Source organism: Staphylococcus rostri, assembly GCF_002902145.1.
In the GTDB taxonomy this organism is placed as follows: Bacteria; Bacillota; Bacilli; order Staphylococcales; family Staphylococcaceae; genus Staphylococcus; species Staphylococcus rostri.
In genome coordinates, this window is the sequence record NZ_PPRF01000018.1 from 21,667 (window position 1) to 36,563 (window position 14,897).

General features: G+C 38.7%; 18 protein-coding genes. 13 read left to right on the forward strand and 5 right to left on the reverse strand.

The window, feature by feature from the left end; all coding sequences use genetic code 11:
- The first annotated feature begins 68 nt into the window (after positions 1-68).
- The 8 genes from CD122_RS03555 (at position 69) to CD122_RS03590 (ending at position 6,555) form a co-directional block, all read left to right on the forward strand.
- Positions 69-341 (forward strand): UPF0223 family protein, encoded by a 273-nt coding sequence (locus CD122_RS03555; RefSeq protein WP_103357631.1) that lies wholly within the window; start codon positions 69-71, stop codon positions 339-341.
- A gap of 131 nt (positions 342-472) precedes the next feature.
- Entirely contained in the window at positions 473-1,012 is a 540-nt protein-coding gene (locus CD122_RS03560; RefSeq protein WP_103357632.1) for a helix-turn-helix domain-containing protein, read from the forward strand.
- Between the two features lie 11 nt (positions 1,013-1,023).
- The gene (locus CD122_RS03565) at positions 1,024-2,124 is read left to right on the forward strand and encodes an ABC transporter ATP-binding protein (protein ID WP_103357633.1); all 1,101 of its coding nucleotides are present in this window, start codon (positions 1,024-1,026) and stop codon (positions 2,122-2,124) included.
- Entirely contained in the window at positions 2,111-2,917 is an 807-nt protein-coding gene (locus CD122_RS03570) for an ABC transporter permease (RefSeq protein ID WP_103357634.1), read from the forward strand. The genes CD122_RS03565 and CD122_RS03570 overlap by 14 nt, the downstream gene beginning before the upstream one ends.
- A complete protein-coding gene (locus CD122_RS03575; RefSeq protein ID WP_103357635.1) occupies positions 2,914-3,726 on the forward strand; it encodes an ABC transporter permease in 813 nt (270 codons plus the stop codon). The genes CD122_RS03570 and CD122_RS03575 overlap by 4 nt, the downstream gene beginning before the upstream one ends.
- A complete protein-coding gene (locus CD122_RS03580) occupies positions 3,723-4,793 on the forward strand; it encodes an ABC transporter substrate-binding protein (protein ID WP_103357636.1) in 1,071 nt (356 codons plus the stop codon). The genes CD122_RS03575 and CD122_RS03580 overlap by 4 nt, the downstream gene beginning before the upstream one ends.
- 59 nt (positions 4,794-4,852) lie before the next feature.
- Complete coding sequence (gene auxB / locus CD122_RS03585; RefSeq protein ID WP_103357637.1) at positions 4,853-5,890, forward strand: lipoteichoic acid stability factor AuxB; 1,038 nt, start codon at positions 4,853-4,855, stop codon at positions 5,888-5,890.
- A 155-nt stretch (positions 5,891-6,045) separates the two neighbouring features.
- Entirely contained in the window at positions 6,046-6,555 is a 510-nt protein-coding gene (locus CD122_RS03590; protein WP_240624113.1) for a DUF4064 domain-containing protein, read from the forward strand.
- Between the two features lie 52 nt (positions 6,556-6,607).
- Here the strand turns inward: CD122_RS03590 and CD122_RS03595 are convergent, their stop codons facing one another.
- Positions 6,608-7,219, reverse strand: coding sequence for a YktB family protein (locus tag CD122_RS03595; protein ID WP_103357638.1), 612 nt, complete (start codon positions 7,217-7,219; stop codon positions 6,608-6,610).
- A 111-nt stretch (positions 7,220-7,330) separates the two neighbouring features.
- Here CD122_RS03595 and CD122_RS03600 point away from each other — a divergent pair, with 111 nt between their 5' ends.
- Entirely contained in the window at positions 7,331-8,152 is an 822-nt protein-coding gene (locus tag CD122_RS03600) for an inositol monophosphatase family protein (RefSeq protein ID WP_103357639.1), read from the forward strand.
- Between the two features lie 79 nt (positions 8,153-8,231).
- Here CD122_RS03600 and CD122_RS03605 read toward each other — a convergent pair whose 3' ends face one another.
- On the reverse strand, positions 8,232-8,417 hold the full coding sequence (locus tag CD122_RS03605) for a DUF5325 family protein (protein ID WP_103357640.1): 186 nt from the start codon (positions 8,415-8,417) through the stop codon (positions 8,232-8,234).
- 97 nt (positions 8,418-8,514) lie between these two features.
- Here CD122_RS03605 and typA point away from each other — a divergent pair, with 97 nt between their 5' ends.
- A complete protein-coding gene (typA, locus tag CD122_RS03610) occupies positions 8,515-10,362 on the forward strand; it encodes a translational GTPase TypA (protein ID WP_103357641.1) in 1,848 nt (615 codons plus the stop codon).
- A gap of 248 nt (positions 10,363-10,610) precedes the next feature.
- Entirely contained in the window at positions 10,611-11,732 is a 1,122-nt protein-coding gene (locus tag CD122_RS03615) for an NADH-dependent flavin oxidoreductase (protein WP_103357642.1), read from the forward strand.
- Positions 11,733-11,763: 31 nt separating this feature from the next.
- Here the strand turns inward: CD122_RS03615 and CD122_RS03620 are convergent, their stop codons facing one another.
- A complete protein-coding gene (locus CD122_RS03620; RefSeq protein WP_103357643.1) occupies positions 11,764-11,949 on the reverse strand; it encodes a DUF2197 domain-containing protein in 186 nt (61 codons plus the stop codon).
- Between the two features lie 3 nt (positions 11,950-11,952).
- Positions 11,953-12,435 (reverse strand): hypothetical protein, encoded by a 483-nt coding sequence (locus tag CD122_RS03625; RefSeq protein WP_103357644.1) that lies wholly within the window; start codon positions 12,433-12,435, stop codon positions 11,953-11,955.
- Between the two features lie 136 nt (positions 12,436-12,571).
- On the opposite strand from CD122_RS03625, the gene CD122_RS03630 reads away from it, so the two are divergent.
- Both CD122_RS03630 and CD122_RS03635 read left to right on the forward strand, forming a co-directional pair.
- Positions 12,572-12,847: an Fpa/YlaN family protein gene (locus CD122_RS03630; protein ID WP_103357645.1), complete on the forward strand. Its 276-nt coding sequence runs from the start codon at positions 12,572-12,574 to the stop codon at positions 12,845-12,847.
- Positions 12,848-13,076: 229 nt separating this feature from the next.
- Positions 13,077-14,171: an FtsW/RodA/SpoVE family cell cycle protein gene (locus CD122_RS03635; protein WP_373694276.1), complete on the forward strand. Its 1,095-nt coding sequence runs from the start codon at positions 13,077-13,079 to the stop codon at positions 14,169-14,171.
- Between the two features lie 78 nt (positions 14,172-14,249).
- Here CD122_RS03635 and CD122_RS03640 read toward each other — a convergent pair whose 3' ends face one another.
- Entirely contained in the window at positions 14,250-14,810 is a 561-nt protein-coding gene (locus CD122_RS03640) for a PadR family transcriptional regulator (RefSeq protein ID WP_103357647.1), read from the reverse strand.
- Between the last annotated feature and the right edge of the window lie 87 nt (positions 14,811-14,897).

Sequence of the window (14,897 nt, forward strand, 5' to 3'; positions counted from 1 at the left end):
AAGAGACTGAGCCATCGTGCTTGGTCTCTTTTTCTCTTTTAACAAAACACAATAAAGGAGGTAACACTATGGAATACCATTATCCAATTGATGTCGACTGGTCGAATGAAGAAATGATCGATGTGATTCAATTTTTCAACGCAATTGAAGCGTACTATGAATCGTCGGTAGAGCGTGACACTTTGATGGAGAACTACCGTGCATTCAAACGTGTCGTGCCGGGTAAAGCAGACGAGAAAAACATCTTTGATGACTTCAAAAAAGCAAGTGGTTATGACAGTTATCAAGTGGTGAAAAAAGCGAAGAATACGCCGGATGCGAAAACTTTGAGCAATTTATAAAAAAGGTCAAAAAATGGTTGTAATTAGAGCTGTATTTTGTTATTTTTATTAAGCGTTAAACAAAATGTTTAGTAAAAGTAAACTTAATGCAGCTTTTTTATATGGAATGATAAGAACATGTGGGTGACAAAATGGAAATTGGTCAAAAGATAAAAAATTTAAGGCATCTAAAGAATTTGACGCAAGAAGAACTGGGTGAGCGTACAGACTTGTCTAAAGGATACATATCACAGTTGGAAAGTAACAAGACTTCCCCAAGCATGGAGACGTTTCTTAATATTTTGGAAGTCCTTGGCACAACACCACGTGATTTTTTTGAGCAACAACAAGTGACAAAGGTACACTATCCACGTGAGGAACAGTTGACGTATGATGAAAGTGATAAGGGGTATTTTTTACAGTGGCCAGTTAAAACTTCTAATGAGTTTGAAATGGAACCATTGTTGCTAACACTTCAACCTCATGCGGCATATAAACCATTTGAACCATCAATGTCTGATACATTTATTTATTGTTTAAATGGTGTTGTCACACTTACATTAGGTGACGAAGTGTTTGAGGCGAGACAAGGGGATGCACTTTATTTTAAAGCAACAAAAGAACACAGATTATCTAATAACGGCGATGTAGAAGCGCAAATATTAATTGTAGCAACATCATCTTATTTATAGGAGGAACGCATGTGGCACCTTTATTAACATTTGATCAGGTTACAAAAGCCTATGACGGTACAGTTATTCTAGACGGTATCGATATTGAAATAGAGTCAGGCTATTTTTATACAATTCTAGGGCCTTCTGGTTGTGGTAAGACGACGATACTGAAGCTGATTGCGGGCTTTGAAACAGCTGATGCTGGGGATATTGTCTACTTAGGTAATAGAATTAATGATTTACCTGCGAATAAGCGACAAGTAAATACAGTGTTCCAAGATTATGCGTTGTTTCCGCATCTGAATGTGTATGACAATGTTGCTTTCGGGTTAAAACTCAAAAAGCTCAGTAAGCAAAAGATTGATGACAAAGTAAAAGAAGCATTGAAGTTAGTTAAGTTAGAAGAGTATATTAACAGTCCGATTCAAGCGCTTAGTGGTGGTCAGAAACAACGTATTGCGATTGCACGTGCGATTGTGAATGAACCAGAGATTTTATTACTGGATGAGTCATTATCTGCGTTAGATCTTAAACTACGAACAGAAATGCAGTACGAGTTGCGTGAAATCCAATCGCGACTAGGTATTACGTTTATCTTTGTTACACATGATCAAGAAGAGGCGCTGGCACTGAGCGATTATATATTTGTCATGCGTAAAGGCAAGGTAGAACAGTTCGGTACGCCGCTTGATATTTATGACGAGCCTGTAAACCGTTATGTGGCTGACTTTATTGGCGAATCTAATATCGTTGAAGGAACGATGATTGAAGACTTTGTGGTGAATATATACGGGCAAGATTTCGATTGTGTGGACCAAGCGATTGCACCGAATACATTGGTAGATGTGGTGATTAGACCGGAAGATATTTCGCTCGTTCCAGCTGAAAAAGGGTTATTCCAAGCGACTGTGACGTCAACGTTATTCCGTGGCGTACATTATGAAATTATTTGCGAAGACCCTAAAGGTTACGAATGGACGATTCAATCGACAAAAAATGCAGAAATTGGATCACGCGTTGGTTTAGATTTTGAACCTGAAGCGATTCACATCATGGTACCAGGTGAGACGGAAGAAGAGTTTGATGCACGTATTGAAGGATATGGAGATGGTAACGATGAAACATCTTAATCGCTGGCTTGCCATTCCATATTGGCTATGGATGATTGGTTTTATTCTAATTCCAGTCGCATTGCTCGTTTATTTTTCATTTACTGATATGCAAGGACACTTCTCGTTAACGAACTATGAGCAGTTTTTAACATGGCGTTATATGCGTATGTTGTTGGAATCTATTATGTATGCGGCGATTATTACAATGATTTGCCTTTTATTTAGTTATCCTGCAGCATATTTTATTCGTCAGTCGCGTCACGGGGCAACGTGGTTGTTAGTGATGATTATTCCGACATGGATGAATCTACTACTCAAGACATATGCATTTATTGGGATTTTCAGTCATGATGGTATTATCAACCAATTTTTGAATGTGTTGCATATTCCATCCCAGACCATATTATTTACAGCGCCTGCGTTCGTGGCAGTAGCAGCATATATTTATTTGCCGTTTATGCTGTTACCTATCTATAACAGTATGAAAGATATTCCAGATCAAATGTTCTTTGCGGCACAAGATCTCGGTGCTGATACGCTGACAGTGGTACGTAAAGTATTATTTCCATTAACAATTGAAGGTGTTAAGACGGGGATTCAAGTCACGTTTATTCCCGCATTGTCACTATTCATGATTACACGTTTGATTGCAGGGAATAAGGTTATTAATATTGGTACAGCGATTGAAGAGCAATTTTTAGTCATTCAAAATTTTGGTATGGGTGCGACAATCGCACTATTTTTAGTGTTGTTTATGATGCTCACCTTGATTTTAACGCGCACTAAAGACCAAGGAGGGACATCACGATGAAATGGTTTGGAAAGGCTTATTTATACGGCTTACTTATCATATTGTATGTGCCGATTTTCTTTTTGATGCTTTATTCGTTTAATAGCACTGGCAATATGATCCATTTTGAAGGATTTACGCTCGAGCATTACGAATCGCTATTGGCGAACAAGCGTTTATTACAGGTTGTCTTTAACACGATTGCTGTTGCGTTGATTGCTGCTGCGATTTCAACGGTGATTGGTCTGTTTGGTGCGTTGGTACTTTACCAAATTCGCCAGCAGATGCTGAAAGTGTCGTTATTGACGCTTAACAATGTATTAATGGTATCGTCAGACGTTGTCATCGGTGCATCGTTTTTAATCATGTTTACGGCGATTGGTCACTACACGGGCTTTAGCTTAGGGTTTACATCTGTACTTGTCTCGCACATTGCCTTTTGTATTCCGATTGTCGTGATTGTCATCTTACCTAAACTTTATGAGATGAATCAGTCAATTATTGAAGCGGGTAGAGACTTAGGTGCGACAGAATGGCAATTGCTGACGAAGATTTTAATCCCACAGCTTATGCCGGGGATTATTGGTGGCTTTTTTATGGCATTGACGTACTCGTTGGATGACTTTACGGTAAGTTTCTTCGTCACAGGTAATGGCTTTAGCGTGTTATCTGTTGAAGTGTATTCGATGGCACGTCGCGGTGTAAGTATGGAAATCAACGCAATATCGACATTGCTATTCGCAGTCATTATGATTGGTCTGATTGGTTACCAATTACTGCTACGTTACCAACGTAAGCAACAACTTAAGAGACAAGGGGTGTCACAATGAAACAATTTGTCCAATTAATTGGTGGTGCTTTAGTTCTCGGGATAATCAGTCTAGGTATTGGTTATTGGGTCAGTCATGATCAAGTAAAGCAACAGCGTGAAGAACTGTATGTATACAACTGGGGCGAATACATTGATCCCGAGTTAATTCAACAGTTTGAGCGAGAAACCGGCATTAAGGTTATTTATGAAACGTTTGACTCTAATGAAGCGATGGAAGCCAAAATTCGAAATGGTGGGACGCATTATGATGTCGCGTTTCCAAGTGACTATACGATAGAAAAGATGAAAAAGTCGAATCTGTTAATACCTTTGGATCATCAACAAATTCCAAATATGAAGCATTTGGATCAACACTATATGAATCAGCCGTTTGATCCGGATAATCAATATTCATTGCCGTATTTCTTTGGAACGGTTGGTATTTTATATGATCAAGAAAAATATCCGGACATGACGTTTGAACATTGGGCAGATTTAAAGGATCCACGCTTAGCGGGTGACGTTATTTTTGTCGATGGTGCACGTGAAGTGATAGGATTAGGATTGAATAGTCTGGGGTATAGTTTGAATGATACCAACTCACAACATTTACAAGAAGCGGAAGCACATTTGAAAACTTTCGCACCGAACATTCGTGGTGTTGTTGGCGATGAAGTAACGATGATGCTTGAACAACATGAAGCGAGTGTTGCGGTAATGTGGAGTGGTTCGGCTGCCCCATTATTCCAAGAAGATGAACGTTTTCAATATGTCGTGCCGAAAGATGGTTCGAACTTATGGTTTGACAATATGGTTATTCCAAAGACAGCGCAAAATGTCAAAGGCGCACATCAATTTATGAACTTTTTATTAGAACCTGAAGTGAATTGTCAAAATACAGAATGGGTGGCATATGGTACGCCGAATAAAACGGCAAGAGATTTGTTACCTGATGAATTGAAGAACGATACACGTGTTTATCCTACTGAGGAGACGCAACAGCGATTAGAAGTTTATAAAGATTTAGGAACGGATGTATTAAGTGAATATAACGAACGTTTCTTGAATTTCAAGATGGGGTTATAGTTTCGTGAATCGTAGTAAAATGCGATATAATATAAGGAAAAACAACGAGGAGTGACATTATGACAGGTGATATATATACGCAAGTTCGACGTCCTGTAAGTCGAGTCGCCGAGAAGATTCTAGGCTGGCTGAGTTGGATTCTATTATTAGGAACGACTGTCATTGCAATGTTCTTCGGATTAGTACTATTCAGCAATGAAAGTTCAATACAAAATTTAGAAGTAGAACTTGCAAACAATCCGACAATACAGGGTTGGCTCGCAAATTATAATATGACGTCAACAGAGTTAGTTATCCAGCTACAAAATGGTGTTTGGGCGTTTATCGTCTACCTAATTGTATGTCTATTGATTTCATTTTTAGCATTAATTTCAATGAATCATCGTATTATTTCAGGGCTGTTATTTTTAGGCGTAGCGATTTTAACATTACCACTTATCGTGATGTTAGTGCCGATTTTCTTCTTTATCATTGCATTGATGATGTTTGGTCGTAAAGCACGACTAGAGACGGTACCAATGTATGATGGATTTGAATATGGTCGTGGGCCAGTGTATGAGCCACCGCACGCACCAGAAGCAGAACCTGTACGAGCACAACAATCTAACGAGGAAGTCCGTCGTGAAGCAACTGCTGAACCGACACGACAAGATGATGAACCTGCTGTTTTATCACGTTCAGCAAAATATCATCATAAGCAGTCAGATATGGACGAAAATGTGGATACGCAGTCTTCTGAAGTGGCAGATGCAGATACTTTGGATGATACGCTGGTGCGAGAAGATGTTGAAAATGCACAACAAGCGGATGTGTACGGCGATGCGCCACAAGATGAATATGCGTATACGTACAATACGCAAGAAGCGGATGTGCCGTTAACAAAAGATGAATTAAAACAGCAAAGAAAAGCAGAAAAGGCACAACTCAAAGCGGAACGCAAAGAAGCGCGTAAAGCGAAGAAAGCGTATGAGAAAGAACAACGTAAAAATAGACCAAGTGCATCATCACAACGTCGTCAAAACTATGAGGACCGTATGAAGATGAATCAAGCACGTGCTGAGCAAGAGGCTGAGAAAGACACTACTGAAGAGAAGTAGTTATAAACGCCATACAAAATGAGCTAGAAATGGATGGATCATCGTCTGTTTCTAGCTTTTTTTGGCTAAAAATGCATCATTTCAATGTGATTAGCCATTTTAGATGTTTTATGTTTTAATGTAAGGGGAAAGAATAAGAAAAGGAGGCACATCATATGTCAGATAATTATACGTACCAGTCACATCAAGATCCAATGGCGACTGGTCAACAATCAGTATATGAACCACCAATGAAACCTTTTAAAAGAACAGTAGAAAAGGTATTAACATGGATTGGGATTGTATTACATGCTATTTGGGGCATGCTTATTGTTGGAGCAGGGACACTGTTTCCAAAGATTGTAGGACAAAATCGTGAACTACAAGCGGAATTAATGGAACAAGGTTATGACCCAAATCAATTAGTTGAAGCTGGCGGCGCAACGATTGCAACGACAGCAGTAATGGCAATTATTCCATTCATTTTAGCATTAGTTGCGGTATTTTTATTCCGTAAAAATATTTTAGCAGGTATTTTACTTGTCTTAGCCGCTGTAACAGGTGTATTCCTAAGTGGTAGCTTTATTGCAGGTCTATTATGGATTATCGCAGGTATTATGTTATTCGTACGTAAGCCTAAAAATCCACAATATGTGGCTGCAAACCAAGACAATCGTTCATTATAATATGTATATGAAGAAAGACGGTGCACCCATTGATGGCGTACCGTCTTTCTTATTAGCGATAAAACTTCAATAAATAATCGAATGTTTCTTCAACAAATGCTAGAAATGTTTCATCATCTTTTAATTCAGGTGCTCCCGGTTTAAGAGAACGTGCTACGAAAAATTCACCTTTTTTAACGTTTTTTGCACGTGCAATTCCTTTTTCAACACCTTCAGTTGCTAAGTGACTAATTTTAGACTTATCTGGTTTCGTATGATCAAGTGAAATTTGAAAGTCTGATGGTAATGTCACAAGTGTATCAATATTTTTTTCAAACACTTCAACATCCTGTGCTTTGTTAGGATCTTCGTGCATCATGCCATACATAATGAATAGATGATCTTCAAAGAGCCCAATTTGAAAGTGCGGCTGCATTTTATAGCCACGTGAATTTGTCGCGATAGCTACCCAAGTATCTTTTGGTGGGTTGACCGTACGACGTGCATGTTTTGCAACGTGTGGGTAAAACTTATCGCCAGTGACTGTTTCTAAATATTCGGCAAAGTAATCTCCCAAAGCACGGAGTTGTGGTCGAATGTATGTATCAAGCGCGGCCATGCGTTCTGTTAAACCATCTACTTCAAAAACTTTAAAATCTTGTTCATTAAATGTGTAACGTACCATAAGATACCTCCTAAGTTATATTAGAATGATTCTATTGTAGCATATCCCAATACGTGTCACATTCATCTTATACTATTTTCATGTATAATATAGGCAATAGGAGTGAGGTATATGCATTTATATGATTATGCCAAAGGTTTGGTATTAGAAGCGGGCAACAACTTGCGTCAGTGGATGACGGAAGCTTTAGAAATAGAAACAAAATCGAATCCGAATGATCTCGTGACGAACGTTGATAAAGCGGTGGAACAATTTTTAGTCGATCAAATTACGACGACATATCCACAACATCAAATTATTGGCGAAGAAGGTCATGGTCATGATGTAGCGTCATTAGAAGGTATAACATGGGTGATTGATCCAATTGATGGGACGTTAAACTTTGTCCATCAAGGGGAAAACTTTGCGATTTCGGTCGGTGTATTTAAGGAAGGAAAACCATATGCTGGCTTTGTATATGATGTCATGAGAGACACATTGTACCATGCGAAAGCGGGCTTTGGTGCATACCAAAATGAGCGTTTATTAGAGCCGGTAGCGGACACAGCACTTGCCCAAAGTATTATTGCGGTTAATGCCAACTGGCTGGCGGGCAAACCGATTAGCCCGGTATTAGAACCGATTGTCAGTGCGTCAAGAAGTACACGTGCATATGGTTCGGCAGCATTGGAGATTGTCCATGTAGCGACAGGTCAGCTGGCTGCGTATATGACACCGCGTTTGCAACCGTGGGATTATGCAGGTGGAATGATTATATTGAATGAAGTAGGCGGCGTTGCGACGAACTTTTTAGGAGAATCGTTAGCGCTGACGCATCCGAATTCGGTCGTTGTCGGTAATAAGGCTGTACATGAAGAAATTATGAGTCAGTACTTGCAGCCACAACACGACTTTCTAACAGCATTGCATCAGAAATATCACGTAAAAAAATAGTACCAAAAAAGAGAGAAGTAGGACATATGATGTCATGTCCTGTTTCTCTCTTGTACGTTGTGTGGTGCGTTGTAAGATATTATAACCAGTCGTTTTCACGATATTTCTTTTTCAAACTAAAACCGTAACCGAATGTTGCCATCATGAGTGCAAAGGTGATGACCATCCATAATAGGCTCCCTGCAGCAATAGCAAAACTAAACATTGTTAAAAAGAAAACGGCAATAATCGCCAAAACAAGAAAAATAGTTTTAGATTTTTGCATTCTTAACCCCACCTCATTGTTTCATCTGTGCATATATATGATATAATAAACAAGTTACAAAAGAAAGTGGCAATTTACTCATGAAAGGAATTACAGTATGACAAGTAGAAGAGAAGATGTGCGCAACATTGCGATTATTGCTCACGTAGACCATGGTAAAACAACATTGGTCGATGAATTATTAAAACAATCAGGTATTTTCCGTGAGAACGAGCATGTTGAAGAACGTGCAATGGACTCGAATGATATCGAAAGAGAACGCGGGATTACAATCTTAGCGAAAAATACAGCGATCGATTATAAAGGAACACGTATTAACATTTTAGATACACCTGGACACGCAGACTTCGGTGGAGAAGTAGAGCGTATTATGAAAATGGTAGACGGTGTTGTACTCGTTGTAGATGCCTACGAAGGGACAATGCCTCAGACGCGCTTTGTTTTGAAAAAAGCGTTAGAGCAAGACTTGAAACCAGTTGTTGTTGTGAACAAAATTGATAAGCCGTCTGCACGCCCAGAAGGTGTTGTTGATGAAGTATTAGATTTATTTATCGAGTTAGATGCAAATGATGAACAATTAGAGTTCCCAGTTGTATATGCATCAGCGGTAAATGGTACAGCAAGCCTTGACTCAGACAAACAAGACGAAAACATGCAGTGCTTATACGAAACAATTTTAGATTACGTACCAGCACCAATCGACAATCGTGACGAACCATTACAATTCCAACCAGCGTTGTTAGACTATAACGACTATGTTGGACGTATCGGTATCGGACGTGTATTCCGCGGTACGATTAAAGTGGGCGATAGCGTATCATTAATCAAATTAGATGGTGCAGTGAAAAACTTCCGTGTCACAAAAATTTTTGGTTTCTTCGGTTTAAAACGTGAAGAAATTCAAGAAGCGTATGCAGGAGACTTAATTGCCGTATCTGGTATGGAGGATATCAACGTTGGTGAAACAATTACACCGCAAGATAACCAAGAAGCATTACCAGTATTACGTATTGATGAACCAACATTAGAAATGACATTCCGTGTTAACAACTCACCATTCGCAGGTCGTGAAGGTCAGTTCGTAACAGCACGTCAAATTCAAGAACGTTTAGATACGCAACTTGAGACAGACGTTTCATTGAAAGTAACACCAACTGATTCTCCAGATGCATGGACAGTTGCTGGACGTGGGGAATTACATTTATCTATTTTAATTGAAAATATGCGTCGTGAAGGTTTTGAATTACAAGTATCGAAACCACAAGTTATCTTGAAAGAGATTGACGGCGAGTTACACGAACCATTTGAACGTGTTCAAGCAGAAGTACCTGAAGAATACGCAGGTGCCATTATCGAATCACTTGGACAACGTAAAGGTGAAATGGTCGATATGGTAACGACTGATAACGGCTTAACACGTCTTATCTTTAACGTACCAGCACGTGGCTTAATCGGTTACACAACAGAATTCATGTCAATGACGCGTGGTTATGGTATCATCAACCACACATTCGATGAGTTCCGTCCACGTATTAAAGGACGTCTTGGCGGTCGTCGTAACGGTGTACTTGTGTCAATGGACCAAGGTAGCGCAAGTGAGTACGCAATCTTAGGTTTAGAAGACCGTGGTGTCAACTTTATGGAACCTGGTACTGAAGTGTATGAAGGGATGATTGTTGGTCAAAACAACCGTGAAAATGACTTAACTGTCAACATCACAAAAGTGAAACACCAAACAAACGTCCGTTCAGCAACGAAAGACCAAACGGAAACAATGAAAAAACCACGTATTCTATCACTTGAAGAAGCGCTTGAATTTATCAATGATGATGAATTGGTAGAAGTAACGCCTGAAAATGTTCGTTTAAGAAAGAAAATCTTGAACAAAGGACAACGTGAAAAAGAAGCGAAACGTATTAAACAAATGATGGAAGATAACGCATAATCGCGTATTATAGAAACACTCGGCTACTGAGTATAGGTAGTTGAGTGTTTTTTAGATTATATTTAAGACGGATGTGTGAACTTTTTTGAGGCTTTATGTCTATTTTGCGTGTACTCATGAGTAGAAAACTTGATTTCAACTGTGTGCTCATTTAACATAAGTAACCAGATTAGAAAATATTGTTATTTACAATTGTTGTTTATAGCAATCATAAAAAGAATGATCGTACACATAGGAGGATGTTCAACATGAAAGAGGCATTTCAACCGCTGTTCCAACCATTAACACTCGCAAACGGCAGTACGTTAAAAAACCGTTTCGTTCTTGCGCCATTAACGCATACAATTTCTAATGAGGATGGTACAGTGTCAGACCGTGAAGTCGCATATATGGATTCACGTACGAAAGGTATTGGTCTTGGTATTACAGCAGCGAGCTATACCAATGTTGAAGGGCAAGCTTTTCCAGGGCAACCTTCAATTTCTAAAGACGAAGATATTGAAGGCTTACGTCGCATTGCGGAAACGATTAAAGCAAACGGTGCGAAAGCTGTTGTACAAATTCATCATGGTGGTGTAAAATCTCTACCTAATCTCGTACCGAATGGCGATGTGAAAGGGCCGAGCGAAGTGGATACACTTGGCTTTTTTAATAAAGAGCCACATCATGCACGCGCAATGACGGGGGATGAAATCCAACAAGCGATTAAAGATTTTGGTCATGCCACATCGTTAGCGATTCAAGCAGGCTTTGATGGTGTTGAAATTCATGGTGCCAACCACTATCTCATTCATCAATTCTTCTCACCATACTATAACCGTCGTGAAGATATGTGGGGCGAGCCATTACGTTTCCCAATGGCAGTTGTAGATGAAGTGGTACGTGTGGTTGATGAAGAAGGACCTGAAGACTTTATTATCGGTTATCGTTTTTCTCCTGAAGAAGCGGAGTCTCCAGGTATTACGATGTCACGTACAAAATGTTTAGTAGATGCGTTAATTGAGAAACCGTTAGATTATTTACACGTGTCACTAGGCGATATTCATTCCGTAACGCGTGAAGGTGAATATCAAGGTGAGAAACGCATCTCATTATTATTAGACTGGATTGATAATCGCATGCCATTAATTGGTGTCGGTTCTATTTATAGTGGACAAGATGTGTTGGATGCACATGCAACGGGTGCGCCGTTGTTAGCATTAGGCCGTGGTTTATTGTTCGACCCTGCACTTGTTGAAAAGATTGAATCTGGACGTGAAGAAGAGATTATTGATTACTTTGATCCAGAACGAGAAGATAAACATCAGTTGCCAGAAGAACTATGGCAGGCTTTTGCAGCAGGTCATTATCCATCTCCTAAGAAACATTAATATGTAAATAAAAAGTCATGATGCGCAAGATTTAGGCATCATGACTTTTTTCGTGATGATAGGGCTGGGCAGGTCGTTGACGTGGTGTGTCCAAGCGACTCTTACATTCATCACACATAAAAGTTCGAATTGGGTTGTTTTTAAGACGCTTGGCAAGCAATGTATTCTCGTCAAGCATCACTTCCGTGTCACAGATAACACAAGTGACTTTTCGCATGGTTTATAGCACCTCAATATGTGTAACGTGTTTGAATTGATATTGGTAGCCTTCATCAGGTGTGTAAATAAAACTATCTACCCCGTTATCTTCATAGAGACGTTTGCCATCTTTAGCAAATTGGAAAAACAGATAAGGTAGTAATGTAAAAGGAACATCAATATGGTCAGAATCATTTGATAGACGAATGATAGATGCCTCGTCGTGTGGTTCTGCATTTTTAAAGAATGGTGTCATATTAATAACGAAAGAACCTTGTAACACCGCACGCTTTTTATATTCAATTTCAGAATTTAGCGTTGGTGGATTTGTTTGACCTTCTAAAATGGCACGATTCCATTCACGATTATCTTCAAACTTAATTGGCTTTTCGCCTTCAAAAACCCCTTTTTCTAAGTCTTCAATTGTGACTTTGCGATCGTCAAAAATCCAAGTTGTACTATCTAAAGTAATTGGAAATTTCACGGCACCTTTAATTTGAATCATAATTTATGCACTCCCTTGTTATAGCTAGTTCTATTTTAGCATAGATGACGGTCGGGACGTTTGGAATTTACTTGCTTTTTAACTATGGATAAGATAGAATTTTTACATGAAGATAAATTAATGGGGGGAGTCCGTCATGAGCAAGCAACACGATTATAGAACTGCTGCGTATGACCAATTGAACCAAGATGCAGATCGCATTTTACAATTAATCAAAGTTCAAATAGATAATTTAACGTTGCCACAATGTCCTTTGTATGAAGAGGTATTGGATACACAAATGTATGGTTTACAGAAAGAAGTTAACTTTGCTGTAAATTTAGGCTTAGTTGATCAAGAAGATGGCAAGGCGTTAATGCAACGTCTTGAGAAAGAATTATCAAAACTACACGAAGCATTTTTACGCGTATAATGATGAACATGGGACAACATAAACACGGACTGCTAAGGGGTTTAAGTTTGTCCCTTTCTCATTTTGTTATGCGTGATAAATGTCATGAATTGGATGTATTAAATCTATGAACCGAATAAGAAACTTTTTTCGATATATTTTGAGGTCTTCCAAATATATCGATTTTCCATTATTAATCACATATGTTGCACTTTGTTTGATCGGTCTGACGATGGTTTATAGTGCGAGTATGGTTGCTGCAACACGTGGGACACTGACGGGTGGTATTCCAGTGTCGGGAACCTATTTTTATATGCGTCAGTTGATTTACGTCATTGTTGGCTTTGGGATTGTATTTTTTATGGCTTACGTGATGGACGTACGCATTCTCAAAAATCGTAACGTACAACTCGGTATGATGGGTGTTATCCTGCTGTTACTGTTTGCGACGTTAGCATTCGGTAGCGAAATCAATGGGTCTAAGAGTTGGATTAACTTAGGGTTTATGAATCTCCAAGCTTCTGAGTTGCTCAAAATTGGAATCATCCTATATGTGCCGTACATCATCGATCGTAAAAAAATTCAAATTCAACAAAATCCAATGGTCATTATCGGACCGATTATCTTTGTCGGGGCGATTATTAGTCTTGTATTACTCCAAAAAGACGTTGGGCAAACATTGTTAATTGGCTCGATTTTCTTTTGTATTATCGTGTATTCAGGAATTGGCGTTAAGAACTTACTGAAAGTCATAATGTATGCGTCTCTAGGACTTGTCTTAGTTCTAGTGTTCATCATTATTTTCCGTGTCAATATTTTACCGGCATATTTAACAGCACGCTTTAGCGCATTGGAAAATCCATTCAATTATGAATCAGGGATTGGTTATCACTTGGCAAACTCACTGCTGGCGATTGGGAACGGTGGGCTGTTTGGTCGCGGTCTCGGCAATAGTGTCATGAAGCTGGGGTATTTACCAGAGCCACACACAGACTTTATTTTTGCGATTATTTGTGAAGAATTAGGTTTTGTTGGTGCGTTAGTGGTACTCGTTCTGATATATTCTATCGTTTATCGTGCATTGAGCTTGGCGTCACGAACAGATTCATATTTCTACAAGCTTGTCTGCGTAGGGATTGCAAGTTATATTGGTATTCAAGCGTTTGTTAACTTAGGTGGTATTTCAGGACTCATTCCATTAACAGGTGTGCCGCTACCATTTATTAGTTTTGGTGGCTCGTCCATGATGAGTTTGAGTATTGCGATGGGCTTATTATTAATTATTGCTAAACAAATCAAGTATGAAGAAGCAAGAGAGCGTTATTATCAACGTCAACAACGTTAATCATATAAATAGTACGAAAAACACGACAGTGTCAATGTATTCAATACATTGGGCTGTCGTGTTTTTCGTTGATAGAACTTATGATTGATTAAGTTGGGCTAATTTTTGTTTTGTTTCTTCAATTAATGCATCTAATTCTTTCTTCATTTCTGGATCATGTAGTGCTTGCTTACTCGCTTTCATAAAACCGCGAAATACTTCTTGTACTTGTTCACGTGCTGCATTCATTTGTTCAAAGTCTACATTTTTAAATTGTTCTTGACGTTGTTTGAATACATCGTGATCTGCATGTTCACTTAAAAATTGCTTTCCTTCATCAGTAATTGAATAGATTTTCTTGTTACCATGTTTAGAGATAGAAACAAATTCTCGATCTTCTAACATTTGAAGAATCGGATAGACAGAACCAGGACTTGGAGAATAGAAGCCTTTAAAGCGTTCTCCTAAGTCTTTAATAATCTGATAGCCATGTCTAGGTTCTTGTGCAATCATTTGTAAAATAACAAATTGTAAATTCCCTTTTTTGAAAAAGCGATCGTGCTCTCCATGACGACTAAAACTATCAAAGCCTTTTGCCATATCAAACTTTTCAAAGTGTGCCATACCATGTTTCATCATACTAAAATCCTTTTTAAACATACAAATCATCCTCATATTTTTATTTTTTAAGACATTTCGATATATCTAAATATTAAACGATATATCGAAATTTGTAAAGCGATATAT

Coding starts and splice junctions, on each gene's coding strand:
- CD122_RS03555 (WP_103357631.1), top strand. CDS start 69: ATGGAATACCATTATCCAATTGATGTCGACTGGTCGAATGAAGAAATG.
- CD122_RS03560 (WP_103357632.1), top strand. CDS start 473: ATGGAAATTGGTCAAAAGATAAAAAATTTAAGGCATCTAAAGAATTTG.
- CD122_RS03570 (WP_103357634.1), top strand. CDS start 2,111: ATGAAACATCTTAATCGCTGGCTTGCCATTCCATATTGGCTATGGATG.
- CD122_RS03575 (WP_103357635.1), top strand. CDS start 2,914: ATGAAATGGTTTGGAAAGGCTTATTTATACGGCTTACTTATCATATTG.
- CD122_RS03580 (WP_103357636.1), top strand. CDS start 3,723: ATGAAACAATTTGTCCAATTAATTGGTGGTGCTTTAGTTCTCGGGATA.
- auxB (WP_103357637.1), top strand. CDS start 4,853: ATGACAGGTGATATATATACGCAAGTTCGACGTCCTGTAAGTCGAGTC.
- CD122_RS03590 (WP_240624113.1), top strand. CDS start 6,046: ATGTCAGATAATTATACGTACCAGTCACATCAAGATCCAATGGCGACT.
- CD122_RS03595 (WP_103357638.1), bottom strand. CDS start 7,219: ATGGTACGTTACACATTTAATGAACAAGATTTTAAAGTTTTTGAAGTA.
- CD122_RS03600 (WP_103357639.1), top strand. CDS start 7,331: ATGCATTTATATGATTATGCCAAAGGTTTGGTATTAGAAGCGGGCAAC.
- CD122_RS03605 (WP_103357640.1), bottom strand. CDS start 8,417: ATGCAAAAATCTAAAACTATTTTTCTTGTTTTGGCGATTATTGCCGTT.
- typA (WP_103357641.1), top strand. CDS start 8,515: ATGACAAGTAGAAGAGAAGATGTGCGCAACATTGCGATTATTGCTCAC.
- CD122_RS03615 (WP_103357642.1), top strand. CDS start 10,611: ATGAAAGAGGCATTTCAACCGCTGTTCCAACCATTAACACTCGCAAAC.
- CD122_RS03620 (WP_103357643.1), bottom strand. CDS start 11,949: ATGCGAAAAGTCACTTGTGTTATCTGTGACACGGAAGTGATGCTTGAC.
- CD122_RS03625 (WP_103357644.1), bottom strand. CDS start 12,435: ATGATTCAAATTAAAGGTGCCGTGAAATTTCCAATTACTTTAGATAGT.
- CD122_RS03630 (WP_103357645.1), top strand. CDS start 12,572: ATGAGCAAGCAACACGATTATAGAACTGCTGCGTATGACCAATTGAAC.
- CD122_RS03635 (WP_373694276.1), top strand. CDS start 13,077: ATGGTTGCTGCAACACGTGGGACACTGACGGGTGGTATTCCAGTGTCG.
- CD122_RS03640 (WP_103357647.1), bottom strand. CDS start 14,810: ATGTTTAAAAAGGATTTTAGTATGATGAAACATGGTATGGCACACTTT.